This is a genomic window from Streptomyces incanus, assembly GCF_042656345.1.
Lineage (GTDB): Bacteria > Actinomycetota > Actinomycetes > Streptomycetales > Streptomycetaceae > Streptomyces > Streptomyces incanus.
This window is the reverse complement of sequence record NZ_JBHSPC010000061.1, coordinates 1-18,829: the sequence shown is the minus strand read 5'-3', so window position 1 is coordinate 18,829 and position 18,829 is coordinate 1. Positions and strand designations below refer to the sequence as shown.

The following is an 18,829-nucleotide window of genomic DNA, read 5'->3' as shown; positions in this document are numbered from 1 at the left end:
TCGCCTGGTGGATGCGACGCTGGAGATCCGCGAGCTTGCCCGCGGTCGTATGAATATCGGGCTGCTGCACTTCCGGCTCGGACATCGGGATACGGCTCCCTGCCTGCTCAAAAGGGGGGACGGTTACTCATTCGCAGCGTAGTGGGGGCCCTGCGGATCGGCAGTGCGGTGTTTCCCACACCGCTTTCCCCTTCACAGACCGGGAAAGGGCTCGGGCCCGCCCCTGATCCGTCCTCGTGACCCGTCCCCGGGTCCGCTCTGATGATCTGTTCTCGTGATCCGTCCCCGCTGCGGGACGGAGGACGTCGTACCTAGGCTGGCGGCATGACGAAGTCACCGGATGACGATGGCACGACCGGCCCGGACCTCCCGCCGAGGTCGGGAGGCGGGTCGGGACGCTGGACCGACCTCGACCGCCCGCCGCTGAACGTCGCCGGCCTGCGCAGAGGCCTGGTGCGCGACGGCGGGCTGTGGCGGCGGATCGACGTGGTGCAGCGCACCGGCTCCACCAACTCCGACCTGGTGGCCCGCGCCGATGAGGGGACGGCCGACGAGGGGTCCGTGCTCGTCGCGGAGGAGCAGACCTCCGCGCGGGGCCGCCTGGACCGGCAGTGGACGGCCCCGGCCCGCTCCGGCCTCTTCTTCTCCGTCCTGCTCAGGCCCGCCGAGGTGCCGGTGGCCCGCTGGGGCTGGCTGCCGTTGCTCACCGGTGTCGCGGTGGCCACCGGACTGTCCCGGACGGCGGGCGTCGACACGGCCCTGAAGTGGCCCAACGACCTCCTCGTCACGGTCGGTGGCGAGGAGCGCAAGGCCGCCGGAATCCTCGCGGAGCGGGCCGGGGACGACGGGGTGGTGATCGGCGTCGGCATCAATGTCAGCCTGCGCGCCGACGAACTGCCGGTGCCCACCGCCGGGTCCCTGGCGCTGGCGGGCGCGGTGACCACGGACCGGGACCCACTGCTGCGGGGCGTGCTGCGGTCACTGGAGGACTGGTACGGGCGCTGGCGGGAGGCAGGCGGCGACCCGGCCGCGAGCGGCCTGCAGGAGACGTACGCGGCGGGGTGCGCGACCCTCGGGCGGGCGGTGCGGGCCGAGCTGCCGGGCGACCGGGTGCTGGTGGGCGAGGCGGTCGCCGTCGACGGGGACGGACGCCTGGTGCTGGCCACGGAGGAGGGGGTGCAGGAACCGGTGGGAGCGGGCGACATCGTGCACGTACGCCCCGTCGTCCCGTAGGCGCCGTCGTCTCGTAGGGCCCTGTCGGCCCGGGGCGGGTGAGGGGCGCACACGGGCACGGGTGCCGGTGCGTACGGTGGGTACCCCGATGCCGGGTGCGCCGGTCGTGCCACCTGTCGGGTCAACCGAACGGAGTGAGCTGGCGCACACCTGCCGTAGAGTTGAGGCCGGTCGAGACATGGCCGTGGCAGATCGGAAGGGCAGCAACGCGTGACCGTCGACGACTCGGGCTCCGGAACGGAAGCGCAGGGCCGCGCGGAGCCTCCGCCACCCTCGGCCTCGCGCGAGCGGGGGGACGACTCCCGTCCCGCCGACAAGGGCGAGGACCCGCTCGCTCTGCGTCTCGAGCAGCTCATTCTGGGTGCCGAGCGCCGTTACACCCCGTTTCAGGCGGCCCGCAGTGCCAGTGTCACGGTGGAGCTGGCCACGCGGTTCTGGCGGGCCATGGGGTTCGCCGACGTCGGACAGGCCAAGGCGTTCACCGAGGCCGACGTCCTGGCGCTGCGCCGGCTGGCCGGTCTGGTGGAGGCGGGGCTGCTGAGCGAGGCCATGGCCGTGCAGGTGGCGCGGTCCACGGGACAGACCACCGCGCGACTGGCCGAGTGGCAGATCGACTCCTTCCTCGAGGGGCTGACCGAGCCGCCCGAGCTGGGCATGACCCGCACCGAGGTCACGTATCCCATCATCGAGCTGCTCCTGCCCGAACTGGAGGAGTTCCTCGTCTACGTGTGGCGGCGGCAGCTCGCCGCATCGGCCGGGCGGGTGCTCCAGGCCGCCGACGACGAGGAGATGGTGGACCGGCGGCTCGCCGTCGCGTTCGCCGACCTCGTCGGGTTCACGCGGCTGACCCGGCGGATGGAGGAGGAGGAGCTCGGCGAACTCGTCGAGGCCTTCGAGACGACCGCCGCCGACCTGGTGGCCGCACGCGGCGGGCGGCTCATCAAGACCCTCGGTGACGAGGTGCTCTACGCCGCCGACGACGCGGGAACGGCCGCGGAGATCGCCCTGCGGCTGATCGAGACCATGGCGAACGACGAGACGATGCCGGAGCTGCGGGTCGGCATGGCGTTCGGCACCGTCACCACCCGGATGGGCGATGTCTTCGGTACGACGGTGAACCTGGCCTCCCGGCTCACCTCGATAGCGCCTCGGGACGCCGTACTCGTCGACACCGCCTTCGCCGAGGAACTGATCCGCACCGGTGACGCGCCCGCCTCCGAGGCCGCCGCCGCCGAGGCGGCGGCCGCGGCGGAGAAGGAGGGCGAGGAGCCGCCGACGCACCGCTTCGGACTGCAGCCGATGTGGCAGCGGCCCGTGCGTGGTCTGGGCGTGGTGGAGCCGTGGCTGCTCACGCGCCGGGACAATCCCTAGAGGTTCTGAGAGTTCCCCGACGGCCTCCGGCGGTTCAGTCCTTGAGATCGGGGCCGCCGCCCAGGCACAGGCCGATGATCGGTACGCAGAGGACGGGGCCGTCGTCCGGTTCGCTCGGCCGGTCCGGCGGCGGGGGTGGTGCCTGCCGGTCCGGGTGCTGAGGCCGCGGTGGGGTGCGGTCCGGAGGCGTCGGCGGGGGAGCGGGGTCGTCCGGTGGGGCGCCGGTGGGAACCGGCGGCTTCGGGGCGCCTGGTGCGTCCGGGATGCCTGGGGTGCCCGGGGTGCTTGGAGTGTCCGGAGTGGTGAGGGGCGAGGTCACGGCGGTCGGTGCGGCGGTGCTGCCCGGGGCGGCCGGTGTGAGCAGCGGCGCGCTCTGACCGCCCAGGGCGGTGGGCGAGGAGGGACCGGCCCCCGGGGCCGGGGCGGCCGGAGCGGCGGTACCGCCCGTGTCGCCCGTGCCGGGGCTCGTGGCGGTCGAGGGGTCCTGGACGACCGGGCCGGGGCCGGCCCCGGCGCCGATGGCCGCGGGGCCCGGGTCGGCCGACAGGCGTACGAGGCTCAGGGCGCCCGCGGTCAGCGCCAGCCCGCCGCCGGCCAGCAGGAGTTTCCGGGGGCGGGGTTTGCGGTGGCGGCCCCGGATGCGCGCGCCGAAGAGGGCGGATCCGGTGTGCGCCGGTGTGCCCTCGGCCGTCTCCGGCCCGGTGGACCGCGGTTCGGCCGGTCTGGTCGGCGTGTTCGTCGGCATGATGATTCCTCCCCCTGCATGCGCGCCCCCCCCACGCGCCGCGGTGCATTGCACGCTAGGCGTTCCCGTGGGGGGCCGGGCCGGAGTGGGCGGGATGTCACTCGAACGGGTGGACGGGGGGTGACGAGGGAACTGGACGCACGCCCTTTCACCGGGCGGTGCCGACTGCGATGATCGGGACGACGGATGTTAGCCAGCGTTAACCGGAGGGTGTCGTGAGTGAGGAACGGTTCGGGGAGTTCGTGCTGGTGCGGCGGCATGGGCAGGGGCATGTCGCGGAGCTGGTCCTCGACCGGCCCAAGGCCATGAACGCCGTCTCCACCGAGATGGCCCGGTCCCTCGCCGGGGCCTGTGCGGCACTGGGGAAGGACTCGGCCGTGCGGGTGGTGGTGCTGACCTCGTCGCACGAGCGGGCCTTCTGCGTCGGAGCCGACCTGAAGGAGCGCAATTCCTTCAGCGACGCCGATCTGGTGCGCCAGCGGCCGGTGGCGCGCGGGGCGTACACCGGGGTGCTGGAGCTGCCGGTGCCGACGGTGGCGGCGGTGCACGGATTCGCGCTGGGCGGCGGATTCGAGCTGGCCCTGTCCTGCGATGTGATCGTCGCCGACCGTACGGCCGTGGTGGGACTGCCCGAGGTGTCCGTCGGGGTGATTCCCGGCGGCGGCGGTACGCAGTTGCTGCCCCGGCGGGTAGGGGCGGCTCGGGCCGCCGAGCTGATCTTCACGGCCCGTCGGGTGGAGGCCGCCGAAGCCCGCGCGTTGGGGCTTGTCGACGAGCTGGTGGAGGCGGGGCGGGACCGCGAGGAGGCGCTGGCCCTGGCCGCCCGCATCGCCGCCAACTCGCCGGTGGGGCTGCGGGCGGCCAAGCGGGCGCTGCGGCTCGGACAGGGGCTGGATCTGCCCGCCGGCCTCGAGGTGGAGGACGCCGCCTGGCGGACGGTGGCGTTCTCGGGCGACCGCGCGGAGGGCGTCGCCGCCTTCAACGAGAAGCGCAAGCCGGACTGGCCGGGGGAGTAGGGCGGAGCCGGGTCGGCGGGGAGCGGAGCACCCGTTACTGGTGGCGGGCCGCGACACCGGCCCGGGGAGGGAGCGGCGGGGACTGGGGACATGGCGGCACTTCCGTTTGCTCCTTAAACCTCCCTCTTCGCGCCGAACATCCCTAGCCTGGAGGGATGGGTGAGGACAGCCGGCTGGCGGCCGTGGTGGCGTTGGCGCAGGGCATGGCCGCCGCGCACAGTTCGCGGGAGGTCTGGCGGGCCGCGGCTCTCGGGGCCGGCCGGGCGCTCGGCGGGAGTTTCGCGGCGCTGTCGGTGTGGGAGCGCGAGCTGGGACGGCTGCGGGTCCTGGTGAACGTCGGCGAACTGGCCGAGGGCGAGGAGGAGTTCCCGGACGACGAGGCCTACCCCGTGCACCAGTTCGCCGAGATCGCCGAGTTCCTGCACGAGCGGTGGGCGGCCGGTGGCGGTGAGCCGGACGCCTGGGTGGAGACCGCCCAGGGGCCGGCGGCGGGGCGGCCCGGCTACACCCACCAGAGGGTGACGGCCCTGCGCCGCCGCGGGCGCGGCTGCTGCGTGGTCGCCCCGATCGTGCTCCACGGGCGGGCATGGGGCGAGCTGTACGTCGCCCGGCCGGTCGGCGCGCCCGTCTTCGAGCGGGGCGACGCCGACTTCGCGACGGTCCTGGCCGCCGTCGTCGCCGCCGGGATCGCGCAGACCGAGCGGCTGGAGGAGGCGCGGCGGCTGGCGTACACGGACGCGCTCACCGGGCTGGCCAACCGTCGTGCCGTGGACGTGCGGCTCGACGAGGCGATCGAGCGGCACCGCCGGGACGGAGCCGTCGTCAGCCTCGTCGTGTGCGATCTGAACGGGCTCAAGCGGGTCAACGACACGCTGGGGCACGCCGTCGGCGACCGGCTGCTCGAGCGGTTCGGAACCGTGCTGTCCCTGTGCGGGGCCATGCTGCCCGGTGCCCTGGCGGCGCGGCTCGGCGGGGACGAGTTCTGTCTGCTGGCGGTGGGGCCGCCCGCCGACGAGGCCGTCAGGACGGCCGACGAAGTGTGCCGCCGCGCCGTGGTGTTGGAGATCGGGGACGGTGTGGCCTGCGGGGTGGCGTCCACCGGGGACCCCATCGGGCCGGTGCACTCCGCCCGGCGGCTCTTCCGGCTGGCCGACGCGGCGCAGTACCGTGCCAAGGCCGAGCGGGCCACACGCCCCGTCGTCGCCGGGCGCGAGGGCTCGGGTGACCCGGTCGTGCGCCTGGCGGACGAGCCGGTACGGAAGCCGGACGGGGAGCGGCGCCGGTTCCGGGGGCGGCACTCGCCGTAGGGGAGTGGTGCGAGCGGGGTCCGGGTGCCCGGGATGTGCCGGTCCGGCGGACTCGGGGACGTGGCGAGGGGGCGGGCATATCGGTAAGGGGTGACCGCGGGTCCCAGTGGTGACATCGTTGAATTCACTGCGTACGCTCCTGAATATGAATATGCACACTGTGGTGAACGGGGAAGGCGCGAAGCGCGGCCTTGAAAGGGTGGTGGTGGGTGACGGGCGGGCGTCCGGCGTCACCGCGTCCGATGTACTCGCCGTGGCGCGCGGCGGTGCCCGCATCGAGCTCTCCGGCGAGGCGCTGGCCGCCCTCGCCGCGTCCCGCGAGATCGTGGACGCCCTGGCCGCCGAGCCGGGCCCCGTGTACGGCGTGAGCACCGGCTTCGGTGCTCTGGCGACCCGGCACATCGGCCCGGAGCTGCGTGGCCAGTTGCAGCGCAACATCGTCCGCTCGCACGCCGCCGGCATGGGGCCCCGCGTCGAGCGCGAGGTCGTCCGCGCCCTGATGTTCCTGCGGCTGAAGACCCTCTGCTCCGGGCACACCGGCGTACGCCCAGAGGTCGCGCAGGCGATCGCCGACGTGCTGAACGCCGGGATCACCCCGGTGGTGCACGAATACGGTTCCCTCGGCTGCTCCGGCGATCTGGCCCCGCTGTCCCACTGTGCGCTCGCCCTGATGGGCGAGGGGGAGGCCGAGGGGCCCGACGGGACCCTGCGGCCCGCCGGCGACCTGCTCGCCGAGCACGGGATCCGGCCCGTCGAACTGCGCGAGAAGGAAGGGCTCGCCCTCCTCAACGGCACCGACGGCATGCTCGGCATGCTGATCATGGCCCTCGCCGACCTCGACACCCTGTACCGGTCCGCCGACGTCACGGCCGCGATGAGCCTGGAGGCGCTGCTCGGCACCGACAAGGTGTTCGCCCCCGAACTGCAGGCCATCCGCCCGCACCCGGGCCAGGCCGCCAGCGCCGCCAACATGCTTGCTGTGCTCGCCGGTTCAGGGCTGACGGGACATCACCAGGACGACGCCCCGCGCGTCCAGGACGCCTACTCGGTGCGCTGCGCCCCGCAGGTGGCGGGCGCCGGACGGGACACGATCGCGCACGCCCGGCTGGTTGCCGAGCGTGAACTCGCCGCCGCCATCGACAATCCGGTGGTGCTGCCCGGCGACCCGGGTGCCGGCGGCGCCGGTTCGGGGGCGTTCGGCTCCGGGGGCGGACGGGTGGAGTCCAACGGCAACTTCCACGGCGCCCCGGTGGCCTATGTGCTGGACTTCCTCGCCATCGCCGTCGCCGACCTCGGTTCCATCGCCGAGCGCCGTACCGACCGACTGCTGGACAAGAACCGCAGCCACGGGTTGCCGCCGTTCCTCGCCGACGACCCTGGCGTCGACTCCGGTCTGATGATCGCTCAGTACACGCAGGCCGCGCTGGTGAGTGAGCTGAAGCGGCTGGCCGTACCGGCGTCGGCGGACTCGATCCCGTCTTCCGCGATGCAGGAGGACCACGTCTCGATGGGCTGGTCGGCCGCGCGCAAACTGCGTACTTCGGTCGACAACCTCACCAGGGTCCTCGCCGTCGAGTTGTACGCCGCCGCGCGTGCCGTGGAGTTGCGCGAGGGGCTCATCCCGGCGCCCGCGACCCGGGCCGTCGTCGAGGCCGCGCGACAGGCCGGTGTGGGCGGTCCCGGCCCCGACCGTCATCTCGCGCCCGACCTCGCCGCGGCGGAGGCGTTCGTACGCGACGGACGGCTGCTGGCCGCGGTGGAAAAGATCACAGGCCCGCTGCGGTGACGAGCCGCGGGTGCGCGGAGGTCGCGGGCAAGTTCATCTCAAGGGAACGTCAAGGGAGTTAAAAGTCGAGGCGTTCCCGGCGCACCGAGTAGACGACGAAGCCCGCGCCGAGGGTGAGGCAGGCGGTGCCGCCGACGACGTACGGCGTGCTGTTGAAGCTGCCGGTGTCGGCGAGCCGGACCTCGCCGACGGTGCCGTCGTACGACGCGGTCGAAGCGTTGGTCGAGGTGTTGGACATGACCCTCGCCTGCTCTGTGACCTGCGGAGACGGGCTTGCCGGAGTAGTTCCTTCGGTCGGGGCGTCAGAGGTCGCGTTGGCGGACGGGACGAACCACAGCGCGCACAGGAGGGTGCCTGCGGCGGTGGCGGTCAGCAACGGACGGAGAGCGGATGACACGGAATATCGATCCCCTTGTGGCGCTGGCGAATTGGCCGTGTGGACTGATGTTAGTGAAAATCACGGGTCACGGGAAAGTCACGGGAGCCGGAGCCGTACGCTCCGGGGCATGAGCACTCCGGAGACATCGCGGTTTGTACGGCTTCGAGTCGATCTCGTTCTCGAGGTCGACGACGTGGACGCCGTGACCGGCGCCGCGCTGGCCAGGATCGCGGACGACGGCGACCTGTCCGCCGAGGAGCGGGCGCCCGCTCGGGACGCGGTGGCCGGCGACACGGCCGAGGCGCTCGCGTACCTCGTCGACCCGTTCGGTCTGGTCGGCGACGTGCCGGGGGTGGAACTCCAGCAGGCCTCGTGGAGCAGTGAGCGGATCGACTACGACCCGGACTCGCCCGAGTGGGGCCTCGACGACGACGGCGACGAGGTCTACGGCGACGGGTTCGATGACGCGTCAGACGGCGACAGGGGTGATGTTTCGGGCGAAAGTGGCAGATAGGGCAACACGGGCATTATCTGCAAAGCACTCAATGGTGATGAAGTGTTGAATGTCGGGCAATCATCGCAAGTGGGGTACGTGGAGGGTGGGTTGCGTCGGACGGAGATGACTGGCCGGCACGGTTTGGGGAAATCGTGACTCCAGGCGGCAACCGCCGCCCGGGCTCTGACGTCTCAGGTGACGCACGGGCCGAACACTCCCTGCCCGGTCGTGACGGACGTGGTGAGCCCCACATTCACGGACCACGTGGAACGGGACCTACCGGTCGTAGCGTTGAAGTGTTTGACGGGGGCTCTCAGTCTCGGGTGTGGGGCCCGTGGGGTTCGGGGAAGCGGCGACGATGGAGAAGCGTGTGATGACGGACGGTAAGCGGCGCAGGGGTCTGATGGCTGCGTCCGCTCTGCTCGGTGGAGTGATGGTGCTCTCGGCGTGTTCCGGCGGCGGTGGGGACACGAGCTCCGGTGGGGACAACGGCAAGGACACGTCGCAGGCCCAGGTCGACGAGGCGGCGGCCAAGAAGACCTCCGAGGCCCAGATCAAGATCACGCCGAAGGGCGGCTCGAGCAACGCCTCCATCAACAACTCCGCCGCGGTCACCGTGGCCAAGGGCACGCTCACCGAGGTCACGATGACGGCCACCGACGGCACCGTCGTCGAGGGAGAGATCGCCGCGGACAAGAAGAGCTGGAGGCCCAGCGTCCAGCTGGAGCGCGCCACCGCCTACAAGCTGACGGCCACCGCCGAGGACTCCAAGGGACGCGCCGCCCACGAGAACGCCTCGTTCACCACGGTCTCCCCGGACAACAGCTTCATAGGCAACTTCACCCCGGACGACGGCTCGACCGTGGGCGTCGGCATGCCGGTGTCGATCAACTTCGACAAGGCGATCGCCAACAAGGCCGAGGTCCAGAAGGGCATCACCGTCTCCACCAGCAGCGGCCAGGAGGTCGCCTGCCACTGGTTCAACGCCAACCGCATGGACTGCCGTCCCGAGGACTACTGGCAGGAGAACTCCACCGTCACCCTGAAGCTGGCGCTCGACGGGGTCGAGGGTGCCGAGGGCGTCTACGGCGTCCAGCAGAAGACGGTCACCTTCAAGATCGGCCGCAACCAGGTCTCGGTCGTCGACGCCGAGACCAAGCAGATGAAGGTCACGCAGAACGGCAAGACCGTCCGGACGATCCCGATCTCCGCCGGCTCCCCCGAGAACAAGACGTGGGAGGGCCAGATGGTCATCTCCGAGAAGTTCAAGGAGACCCGGATGGACGGCGCGACCGTCGGCTTCACCGACGACGACGGCAAGGGCGAGTACGACATCAAGGACGTGCCGCACGCCATGCGCCTGAGCAACTCCGGCACCTTCCTCCACGGCAACTACTGGGGCGCCAAGTCCATCTTCGGCAGCGCCAACACCAGCCACGGCTGCATCGGCCTGGCCGACACCCAGGGCGCCAACGACCCGAACACGCCGGGCGCCTGGTTCTACGACAACTCGATCGTCGGTGACGTGGTCGTCGTGAAGAACACCGGCGACAAGACCGTCGCCCCGGACAACGGCCTCAACGGCTGGAACATGGACTGGGCCCAGTGGAAGGCGGGCTCGGAGGTCTGACACCCGCCGGCCACCCACCGCTCCACGACTCGGCAGCCCAACAGTCCAACCGCTCGTCCACTTGACCGATGCCGCGTCCGCCCCCGGAAGGGCGGACGCGGCATCGGTCTTCTCATGCGGCTCTTATCGAGGGCTTAACACTTCATCACGGGCCGCTCCTAGCTTGCCCTCATGTTCTTCACCTACCTGAGGCGCGAACTGCGCCGCCGCAGAAAGGCGGCCCTCGTCGTCGCCTCCGGCCTCGCGCTCGGCATCGCGCTGGTCATCGTCGTCAGCTCCGTGTCCTCCGGGATGGGCAAGGCGCAGGAGAAGGTCCTGCAGTCGCTGTACGGACTGGGCACGGACATGACGGTCACCAAGGCCGCCGAGTCCGCCACGGCCCAGGAACGGCCACGCTTCCGCTTCGACGCCCAGGACGATGCTTCCGGCGATGAGCAGAGCACCGACCATGTCATGGTGCAGGGCTTTCAGACCCTGGCGAGCTCCACCGTGCGCAAGGTCGGCGAACAGAGCGGTGTCGCCGACGCGGTGGGCGGTCTGAACCTCCAGGTCGTCAAGGTCAGCGGCGAGTTCACACGCGGTCGGTTCCAGCAGGACGGCGGCCAGGACGGTCAGGGAAGCCAGGACGGCAAGAGCGGCCAGGAGGGAGGGCCGGGCGGAGCCCAGCCGGCCCCCGAGGGACGCGTGCAGGGCGGCGGCGCCGACTTCGACGTCAACAGCTACTCCGTTTACGGCACCGACGTCACCGAGCCGGAACTCGGCCCGCTGACCTCCTCCCGAATCACCAGCGGCCGTACCTTCAAGGCGAGCGAGACCGACGCGAAGGTGGCCGTCGCCGACTCCGCCCACGCCAAGGAGAAGAAGCTCGAGACCGGTGACACGGTCACGGTCAAGGGCGCCAAGTACAAGATCATCGGGATCGCCACCGCCGACAGCGGGGACGCCGCCGCCAACCTCTACATCCCGCTGAAGCAGGCTCAGACCCTCGCCGGAGCCAGGGACAAGGTCACCACGATCTACGTCAGGGCGACCGACTCCCAGCAGCTCGACGCCGTCAAGTCGGGTATCCAGAAGAACGTGGCGGGGACGACGGTCACCACCTCCGCCGACCTCGCGGACACCGTCTCCGGCTCGCTGTCCACCGCCTCCTCCCTCGCCACCGGCGTCGGCAAGTGGCTGTCGATCGCGGTGCTCGTGGCCGCGTTCCTCGTCGCCGGGCTGCTCACCTCCTCGGCGGTCTCCCGCCGGGTGCGCGAGTTCGGCACGCTGAAGGCGCTGGGCTGGACGTCGGGCCGGGTGACCCGACAGGTCGTCGGCGAGGCGGTCGTGCACGGGCTGATGGGCGGCGTCCTCGGCATCGCGCTCGGCCTGGCGGGCGCGTACGCCGTCACCGCGATCAGCCCCACCCTTCAGGCCCAGCTCGGCGGCGGAGGGGGCGGCGCGGGCGGCCCCGGTGGCGGCCCCGGTGGCGGTGGCATGGCCGGTCCCGTACGGCAGGCGGCGGCCAAGACCCTCGACGTCGCCCTCACCGCGCCGGTCAGCCTCACCACCGTCGCCCTCGCGGTCGCCCTCGCGGTGGCCGGCGGTCTCGTCGCCGGTGCCTTCGGCGGCTGGCGTGCCTCCCGCCTCCGCCCGGCGGACGCGCTGCGCCGCGTCGCGTAGCGCCGCCCGGCACCGGCACCTGCCCCGCACCGGTAGCGGGACCGGGCGCCGGCCTCGGTGCAGACCCCGGCGTCACGGGCCCGGCTGCCGGCGGCCCCACCCTCATACGCAAACCAGGAGTCGACCCATGTACGAACTCAAAGGCGTCACCCGGCGCTACACCCGGGGCAAGGAAACCGTCCACGCCCTCGACGGCATCGACCTGACGATCCCCGACGGCGACCGGCTCGTCATCCAGGGCCCCACCGGCGGCGGCAAGTCCACCCTGCTGCAGATGCTCGGCGGACTCGACCGTCCCAGCTCCGGCGAGATCCTCCTCGACGGCACCGACCTGGCCAAGCTGCCCGAGGCCCGGCTCACCCGGGTGCGCAGCGAGAACATCGGCTTCGTCTTCCAGTCCTTCAACCTGATCCCGACCCTCACCGCGCAGGAGAACGTCGAGACCGCGCTCGTCCCGCTCGGGGTGAAGACGAAGGAGCGGCGCGAGAAGGCCGCCGAGGCGCTGGCCGCGGTCGGACTCGGCGAACGGCTCGGGCACCTGCCCGCCGAGATGTCCGGCGGTCAGCAGCAGCGGATGGCCATCGCGCGGGCGCTGGTGAAGGAACCGAAGGTGCTGCTCGCCGACGAGCCCACCGGAAACCTCGACGAGTCGATGCGCGACGAGATCATGGAGGTCCTGGTCCGGATGTGGAAGGAGCTCGGGCTCACCTTCGTCATGGTCACCCACGACTCGACCCTGGCGAAGCAGGCCCCGCGCGTGGCGACCATCCGCAAGGGCCGCATCACGGTCAAGGAGAACCCGGGCGCCTGACCGCACCGCCGCGCAGAAGTGTGTCCATGCGCGGAAGACGTGGGGACGACGCCGGCTCCCGGTCCGGACTGTGAGCCCCCTGGCCGGGAAGCGCGTGGCCGTCCGTCGGCTCGCAGGGGGAGATGCTGGTTCACGGTGGTGGCGTCAGGGCGTGTGTCGAAAGGAGCGCCGTCCGCCCGAAGGACGGGCCCGGCGGCGTCCGGTGCGTGCGATCGCAAGGCGGCGGGCTCGCCCCGATACCGGGTGTATCGGGGCGCTTCCGGCAACGCGGCTGGGGGTCCCCCCTGTTCGAAGAGCTCGGGGGAGTGCGTGCCGGGCGCCGCCGGGCAGGCGGGACTTTCGACACACGTCCTGGGGCAGTGGACCGACAGGTTCGCGCCTCCCGGCACGACTGCTGAGGTCTGTGTGTGCGGTCCCTGACCGCGTCGGACACGGCGGGCCGCGCGCGGGGAGGGGCCGAGGCACGGGCTCGCACGCCGGGTGCCCGGCGGCGCGCTCCCGGCGGGAGCGGAATCCCGTGGCCGGGAGCGCGCCGTCGGTCAGTTGCCGGCGAGGAGGGACTCCAGCGCCGTTGCCGAGTCCGGGTGACGGGCGGTCAGGGCCGCGCCCGCCGGAGCCGTCGGAGGGCCGGCCGGGGCCCAGCCCTCCGTGCAGCCGAGGAGGTCCGCCAGCGCGTTGCAGGTTGCGGGGTGTGCGGTCAGCAGCGCCATGCCCGTCATGCCCGTGGGGGCGGTGGGCGGGGCCCAGCCCTCCGTGCAGCCGAGCAGGTCCGCCAGCGTGTCGAACGCGGCGGGATGCGCCGGTGCCAGTGCGGCGCCCCGGCGGACGTCGGCCGCCTGCCCTGCCGCCCGTGCCGCGCGGCGTACGGGGGTCGGGGCCGGTGCGCGCCATGGCGGCACCCAGGCGTCCAGCGCCGCGAGCCGGCTCGGGAAGATCCGCCCGGCCTCGCGGATCAGCAGCGGGGCGAGGTCCGCCGTGCCCGCCCGCAGCGTGCTGATCAGCGTCGGGAGCCACGGCAGCAGCACCGCGTCGGGCAGCCGCCCGAACGCGTTCGACACCGCCTCCACGACCACGCCCGCCAGGCCCGGCACCGGCTCCAGCGCGTGCACGAAGCCGCTCAGGTAGCGCGGATACGCGGGCACCACCAGCGGGTTGGCCAGCAGCTCGTCGCACCGCGCCCGCAACCGCTCGCGGGAGAGCGTGCCGAGCTGCACCTGCGCCGCCCACAGCAGTGCCGTCTTCGACGGGTCCTCGGGGTGGGACTGCGCGACCGCCAGCTCCAGCTGCGCCCTGTCGCAGCCCAGCGACAGCGCCAGGCTCTCCATGCTGAACAGGAAGCCCAGCATCGCCGCGACCTGACCCACCGTCGCGTCCTCGTCCCTGAACGCGGTCGGCAACAAGGTGCAGTAGTGCGCGTAACCGGCCTTGACGAAGGACTCGATCCACGGCGGCAGCACCGGCTCGCTCGTCCGGTAGTACGCGAGCAGCCGGCGCACCCGGCGCAGCACCTGAGGTGCGCCGTCGACACTGCGCTCGGACGTCAGGACCGCCAGCGCGCGTGTGCCCAGCTCGTCGGCAAGACGCCGGCCGCCGCCCAGGTACAGCGTCGCGTCCTCGACGGCCTCCAGGACCGTCGCCGCCGTCGCCTGCGGCGCGTAGGCGGCGCGGCGCAGGCGCTGTTCCAGGACCTGTTCGATGCTGACGCCCTCGTAGCCGAGCTCGATGAGGGCCCGCTGGTGGGTGCCGAGCGCCAGGTCCCACGACTCCTGGATCGACCGCTCGCCCAGCGCGCGCTCGCCCATGACGGGCCGGGCCGCGCCCTGCGGCAGCAGCCGACGCAGCACCCACAGCACGTCGGAGCAGTCCCGCAGCTCCGGCTGGGACGCCATGTCCAGCAGGGCCCGCCGCACGCCCCGCTGCTGGAGTTTCAGCCCCAGCGGCTCCAGCCGGTCGTGCACGTCGCGCGCGAGGGGCGGCAGCGAGTCGTAGCCGACCCGGCCGACCCGGTCGCCGCCCATCATGATCTCGACGAGCCGCCGCACGTCCCGCCGCCCCGGCACCGCCTCCTTCTCGATGCAGGTGACCGCCGCGTCCTGGAAGTCGTACGGCGTGGGCTTGGCCCGGTCCCGCATCCCGGCGAGCAGGATCGACGTCTCGAAGACGGCGATCGCGTCGGCGGTGGAGGCGAGATAGCCGCTTCGCCGGGCCGCGCTCACGATGTCCACGGACCAGCCGAGCAGTTCGGCCTCGTCCAGCGGGTCCAGGACCGGCGGCCGGCCCAGGAACCCGGACAGCTTGTCCGTCGCGGCGGGCCGCGCCGCCCCCGCCGCCGCCGCCGGTGCGGCGGTCTGCTTCGCCCGGGACTTCTTCGTACCGGCCTGACCCGCCAGCCGGTACGGCCGGACCCGGGTGCGCTCGAGGCTCTTCGCCCACTCGGTCGCCGCGATGGACACCGAGCCGGCGGCGAGACCGAACTGCGCCTCGATCGCCGCGTGACTGGAGGGGATGAGCCCGTGCTGCCAGGTGGTGGCGGAGCGCGGCGAGATCTCGTACGCGCCGGAACCGGCCACGCCGAACTCCTCCACCCTGCTGGCCGCGTGGAACGCGCCGCAGACGTACAGGCAGTCCTCGGGGTCGGTGCCGGTCGCGGCCAGGTGCTCCCGCATCCGGGTCCACATGTACCGTTCGCGGTCCTCGTCGATCCGCACCCGCGACGGGTCGCCGGGGGCGAGCCGCCGGAACAGGCTGCCGATGAGGAGCATGACCTGGCGGTAGGTGTCGTGGTCGCCGTCGCCGAGCGGCAGCTCGACGTACTGGTGCCACCACTCCGACCAGTGCCGCACCTTGCCGTGCCGCAGCAGGTGCTCCTCCAGTTCGGCGAAGCGCGGCCGCAGGTCGCCGATCTCCACGCCGACGGCCTCGCCGTGCAGCGCGGTCTCCGTCGTGTCCTCGTCCGCGGCGGTCCCGTCCCCGTCCGGCCCGCCCCCGGCCGCCTCCGGGGTGCTCCGGCCCCGGCTGTCCCACTGGAAGACGTGGTCGGAGGACCGGTCGACGAGGACCAGCTCGACGTCCGGCGTGTCCAGCGCGTACGCGATCGCCTGGTACTCGGCGGACGCCTCGGTGATCGGCGCGACCACCGACAGCGGCGCCCACTCGGGCGGGAAGCCGTCCACCTCGCTCGCGAACGCCTGGACGGCCACCGGGAGGCGGCAGTTGCGCAGCTCGGTGAGGAGCGGCGCCATGTCCTCGCACAGCTCCAGATACACCACCTTGGGCCGCTTCTCGCGCAGCCGGCGGGCCATCGCGAGGGCGGAGGCGGGCGAGTGGTGGCAGACGGGGAAGATCTCCAGCGGCTCGCGCACCGCGCGGTCCACGTCGTCGACCATGCCGAGGAGGATGCCCTCCAGGGCGTCCGGCCCGCCGGCGAACGCGGCCGCGGCCTCGTGGAGCCGGCCGCGGAGCCCCGCGAACGTGCTCTCCTGCGCCGCGCGCGTGCTCTCCCGCGCGAGGGGCGCGCTCTCGGGTGCGGCGCTCATGACAGCGTCGCGATCGCGTCCCGGCCGCCCTCCAGGAACTCGGGCCACGAGCCGCCCTGCTCCTTGCCGCGCGGCTCGACGACGCCGTGCAGGTACTTGTTGAGGATGGCCAGGTCCTCCGGCTCACGGCGAGCGAGGGAGCCGACCAGCGAGGAGGCGAGGGAACGGGCGGTCAGCGTGCGCTCACCGAAGAAGTTGCTGTGCAGGACCGCGTCCTCCAGCACGCCGATCTGCTCGGCCGTCGACAGCGCGGACTCCAGCTTCTCGTCGTCGCTGCCGGCCGCGGCGGCGGAGGCGCGCAGGTCGGCGAAGCTCTGGAGCAGCACGTCGAGCAGGGTCGGCGGCACCTCCAGCTCTATCGAGTGACGGCGCAGCAGCTCCTCGGTGCGGAAGCGGACGATCTCGGCCTCGCTCTTCTTGTTCGTCATGACCGGGATGCGGACGAAGTTGAAGCGGCGCTTCAGCGCGGACGAGAGGTCGTTGACCCCGCGGTCGCGGCTGTTGGCGGTGGCGATGATCGAGAAGCCGGGCTTGGCGAAGACGATGTTGTCGCTGCCGCCGCTCTCCAGCTCCGGCACCGAGATGTACTTCTCGGAGAGGATGGAGATCAGCGCGTCCTGGACATCGCTGGTGGAACGCGTCAGCTCCTCGAAACGGCCGATCGACCCGGCCTCCATCGCGGTCATGATCGGCGACGGGATCATCGACTCCCTGGACTGGCCCTTGGCGATGACCATGGACACGTTCCAGGAGTACTTGATGTGGTCCTCGGTGGTGCCGGCCGTGCCCTGCACCACGAGGGTGGAGTTGCGACTGATCGCGGCGGACAGCAGCTCGGCCAGCCAGCTCTTGCCGGTGCCGGGGTCGCCGATCAGGAGCAGACCGCGGTCGGAGGCGAGGGTGACGATGGAACGCTCGACGAAGCTCCGGTCGCCGAACCACTTCTGGGAGATCTCCCGGTCCAGGCCGTCGGAGCGCTCGGAGCCGAGGACGAACAGCCGGACCATCTTCGGCGACAGCCGCCAGGAGAACGGCTTGGGGCCGTCGTCGACCGACTCCAGCCAGTCCAGTTCCTCGGCGTACTTGATCTCGGCGGGCGCGCGCAGCAGGTCGGACATCAGGTGAGGGCCTTTCCGTTCAGGCTCGAGAAAGAGAAGTTCGGAGGAGTTCGGAGGAGTCCGAAGAAATTCAGCGATGTCGAGCGAAGTCGAACGACGTACGGAGAGTTCGAAGAGCTCGGAGGAGTTCGGCGAGAGGGAACGGACGGATCAGGTGAGGAACGTCTTGAGCTCGTGCACGAGCTTCTTGATGTGGCCGGAGATCACCGGCGTGCCGAGGTCCTTGAAGCGCTCCCGGAACCACGGGTTGACGCTGCCGCGCCCGGCGCTGGTCACCGAACCGACCGGGATGAACTTCGCGCCCGAGCGGTGGATGGCGGACATGCTCTCGAACAGCTCGTCGGTACGCCATTCGTAGAAGTCGGAGATCCACACCACGACGGTGTTGCGCGGCTCGGCGATCTTCGGCTGGGCGAGCGCCATGGCCACGGTGCCGTCCGTGCCGCCGCCGAGCTTGGTGCGCAGCAGGGTCTCGAACGGGTCGTGCGCCCAGGGCGTGAGGTCCAGCGCCTGGGTGTCGTAGGCGATCAGATGGACGTCCACCTTCGGCAGCCCGGCGAAAATGGAGGCCAGGATGGTGCAGTTGACCATCGAGTCGACCATGGAGCCCGACTGGTCCACGACGACGATCAGCCGCTGCGGTGTCGTCTTGCGGCTGGTGTGCCGGTAGTAGAGGCGGTCGACGTAGAGCCGCTCCTCCTCCGGACTCCAGTTGGTGAGGTTCTTCCAGATGGTGCGGTCGATGTCGAGGTTGCGGAAGACCCGCTTCGGCGGGACGGACCGGTCGAGGTCGCCGACCGCGGCCTTCTCCACCTGGGTGCGCAGGACCGCGGAGACCTCGTCCACGTAACGGCGGATCAGCGACTTGGCGTTCGCCAGGGCCACGCCCGAGAGGTTGTTCTTGTCCCGCAGCAGCTGCTCGATCAGGGACATGCTCGGGGTCAGCTGCGAAGCCAGCCGCGGGTCGGCCAGCACCTCGCGCAGCCGCATCCGCTTGACCAGACCGGCCTCGATGGAGCCGAGTTCCGGGCCGATGGCGGGGATCAGCCGGCTGAGGTCGGGTGTGCGCCCGCCACCGCCGGTACCGGTGGGGCTGACACCCTGGCCGCCCGCGCCGGTACTACCCGCGCCGACACCATTCGCCCCGACGCCGCCCGCACCGGCGCGTCCGCCCCGCAGGTCGCCGGGCCGGCAGCCGAGCGCCCGCTCCAGCCAGCCCGCGTCGGCCTGCCAGCGGGCCAGCTGCTCGGCGGTGACGGCGCCGGAGCCGGTGGAGAAGACGTTCAGCAGGACCTTGGAGACGAGGGCCGCGCGCCGCACCTCGGCGGCCCGGTCGCGGGCGTCGTCCTCCTCCGGCTCGGGGGCCATCAGCCCGTCGAACTCGGCGGCCAGCTCCGGGTGCCGCTGCACCACGGAGTCGACGGAGGCGCCCGGGTCGAGCAGCGCGGACGGCAGCCCGATGTCCTCGACCACCGCCAGGCTCGCCGACTCCAGCGAGGCATGCTCCTCGGGGTCGAACAGCCAGGCCAGCAGCCGCCAGTAGAGCACCTGGCGCCGGTTGTCGTTCGGGTCGGGTACAGCGGGCGCGGCGGGTGCGGCCGACTCCGCGGGCGCGGAGGGCTGCGCCGGACCGGGCACGGTGGCCGGCGCGATGGTGGGGTCGGTCATCGGATTCCTTTCGTGGATACCCCCGCCTTCAGGCGGGGGTGGGGGTACCGCCCGCTTGCGGGGGAGAAACG

At 72.1% G+C, this 18,829-nt stretch carries 14 protein-coding genes; 9 read left to right on the top strand and 5 right to left on the bottom strand.

Annotation, left to right across the window (positions count from 1 at the left end):
- The first annotated feature begins 324 nt into the window (after positions 1 to 324).
- Together ACFP2V_RS20790 and ACFP2V_RS20785 are read left to right on the top strand one after the other, a co-directional pair.
- Complete coding sequence (locus ACFP2V_RS20790; protein ID WP_381214418.1) at positions 325 to 1,233, top strand: biotin--[acetyl-CoA-carboxylase] ligase; 909 nt, start codon at positions 325 to 327, stop codon at positions 1,231 to 1,233.
- A gap of 210 nt (positions 1,234 to 1,443) precedes the next feature.
- Positions 1,444 to 2,604, top strand: a complete 1,161-nt coding sequence (locus ACFP2V_RS20785; RefSeq protein WP_381214413.1) for an adenylate/guanylate cyclase domain-containing protein — start codon at positions 1,444 to 1,446, stop codon at positions 2,602 to 2,604.
- Between the two features lie 34 nt (positions 2,605 to 2,638).
- Here ACFP2V_RS20785 and ACFP2V_RS20780 read toward each other — a convergent pair whose 3' ends face one another.
- Complete coding sequence (locus ACFP2V_RS20780) at positions 2,639 to 3,349, bottom strand: hypothetical protein (RefSeq protein ID WP_381214410.1); 711 nt, start codon at positions 3,347 to 3,349, stop codon at positions 2,639 to 2,641.
- A 215-nt stretch (positions 3,350 to 3,564) separates the two neighbouring features.
- Here ACFP2V_RS20780 and ACFP2V_RS20775 point away from each other — a divergent pair, with 215 nt between their 5' ends.
- The 3 genes from ACFP2V_RS20775 to hutH all read left to right on the top strand — a co-directional run bounded on the left by ACFP2V_RS20775 (position 3,565) and on the right by hutH (position 7,458).
- A complete protein-coding gene (locus ACFP2V_RS20775) occupies positions 3,565 to 4,365 on the top strand; it encodes an enoyl-CoA hydratase/isomerase family protein (RefSeq protein WP_381214407.1) in 801 nt (266 codons plus the stop codon).
- 155 nt (positions 4,366 to 4,520) lie between these two features.
- Entirely contained in the window at positions 4,521 to 5,672 is a 1,152-nt protein-coding gene (locus tag ACFP2V_RS20770; protein ID WP_381214404.1) for a GGDEF domain-containing protein, read from the top strand.
- 145 nt (positions 5,673 to 5,817) lie between these two features.
- Positions 5,818 to 7,458: a histidine ammonia-lyase gene (gene hutH / locus ACFP2V_RS20765; protein ID WP_381214400.1), complete on the top strand. Its 1,641-nt coding sequence runs from the start codon at positions 5,818 to 5,820 to the stop codon at positions 7,456 to 7,458.
- 58 nt (positions 7,459 to 7,516) lie between these two features.
- Here hutH and ACFP2V_RS20760 read toward each other — a convergent pair whose 3' ends face one another.
- Positions 7,517 to 7,855: an LPXTG cell wall anchor domain-containing protein gene (locus ACFP2V_RS20760; RefSeq protein WP_381214397.1), complete on the bottom strand. Its 339-nt coding sequence runs from the start codon at positions 7,853 to 7,855 to the stop codon at positions 7,517 to 7,519.
- A 109-nt stretch (positions 7,856 to 7,964) separates the two neighbouring features.
- Between ACFP2V_RS20760 and ACFP2V_RS20755 the strand changes: the two genes are divergently transcribed.
- From ACFP2V_RS20755 to ACFP2V_RS20740, 4 genes are all read left to right on the top strand, one after another.
- On the top strand, positions 7,965 to 8,351 hold the full coding sequence (locus ACFP2V_RS20755) for a hypothetical protein (RefSeq protein WP_381214394.1): 387 nt from the start codon (positions 7,965 to 7,967) through the stop codon (positions 8,349 to 8,351).
- 355 nt (positions 8,352 to 8,706) lie between these two features.
- Positions 8,707 to 9,963 carry a L,D-transpeptidase gene (locus ACFP2V_RS20750; protein ID WP_381214391.1) on the top strand — a complete coding sequence of 419 codons (1,257 nt, stop codon included), beginning with the start codon at positions 8,707 to 8,709 and terminating at the stop codon, positions 9,961 to 9,963.
- 171 nt (positions 9,964 to 10,134) lie between these two features.
- Positions 10,135 to 11,625: an ABC transporter permease gene (locus tag ACFP2V_RS20745; RefSeq protein ID WP_381214388.1), complete on the top strand. Its 1,491-nt coding sequence runs from the start codon at positions 10,135 to 10,137 to the stop codon at positions 11,623 to 11,625.
- A gap of 127 nt (positions 11,626 to 11,752) precedes the next feature.
- Entirely contained in the window at positions 11,753 to 12,436 is a 684-nt protein-coding gene (locus ACFP2V_RS20740) for an ABC transporter ATP-binding protein (RefSeq protein ID WP_381214385.1), read from the top strand.
- Between the two features lie 539 nt (positions 12,437 to 12,975).
- Here the strand turns inward: ACFP2V_RS20740 and ACFP2V_RS20735 are convergent.
- From ACFP2V_RS20735 to ACFP2V_RS20725, 3 genes are all read right to left on the bottom strand, one after another.
- Positions 12,976 to 15,972 (bottom strand): DUF5682 family protein, encoded by a 2,997-nt coding sequence (locus tag ACFP2V_RS20735; protein ID WP_381214382.1) that lies wholly within the window; start codon positions 15,970 to 15,972, stop codon positions 12,976 to 12,978.
- Positions 15,969 to 17,090, bottom strand: a complete 1,122-nt coding sequence (locus ACFP2V_RS20730; RefSeq protein ID WP_381214379.1) for an ATP-binding protein — start codon at positions 17,088 to 17,090, stop codon at positions 15,969 to 15,971. The genes ACFP2V_RS20735 and ACFP2V_RS20730 overlap by 4 nt, the downstream gene beginning before the upstream one ends.
- A 150-nt stretch (positions 17,091 to 17,240) precedes the next feature.
- The gene (locus tag ACFP2V_RS20725; protein WP_381214376.1) at positions 17,241 to 18,758 is read right to left on the bottom strand and encodes a vWA domain-containing protein; all 1,518 of its coding nucleotides are present in this window, start codon (positions 18,756 to 18,758) and stop codon (positions 17,241 to 17,243) included.
- Positions 18,759 to 18,829 lie beyond the last annotated feature (71 nt).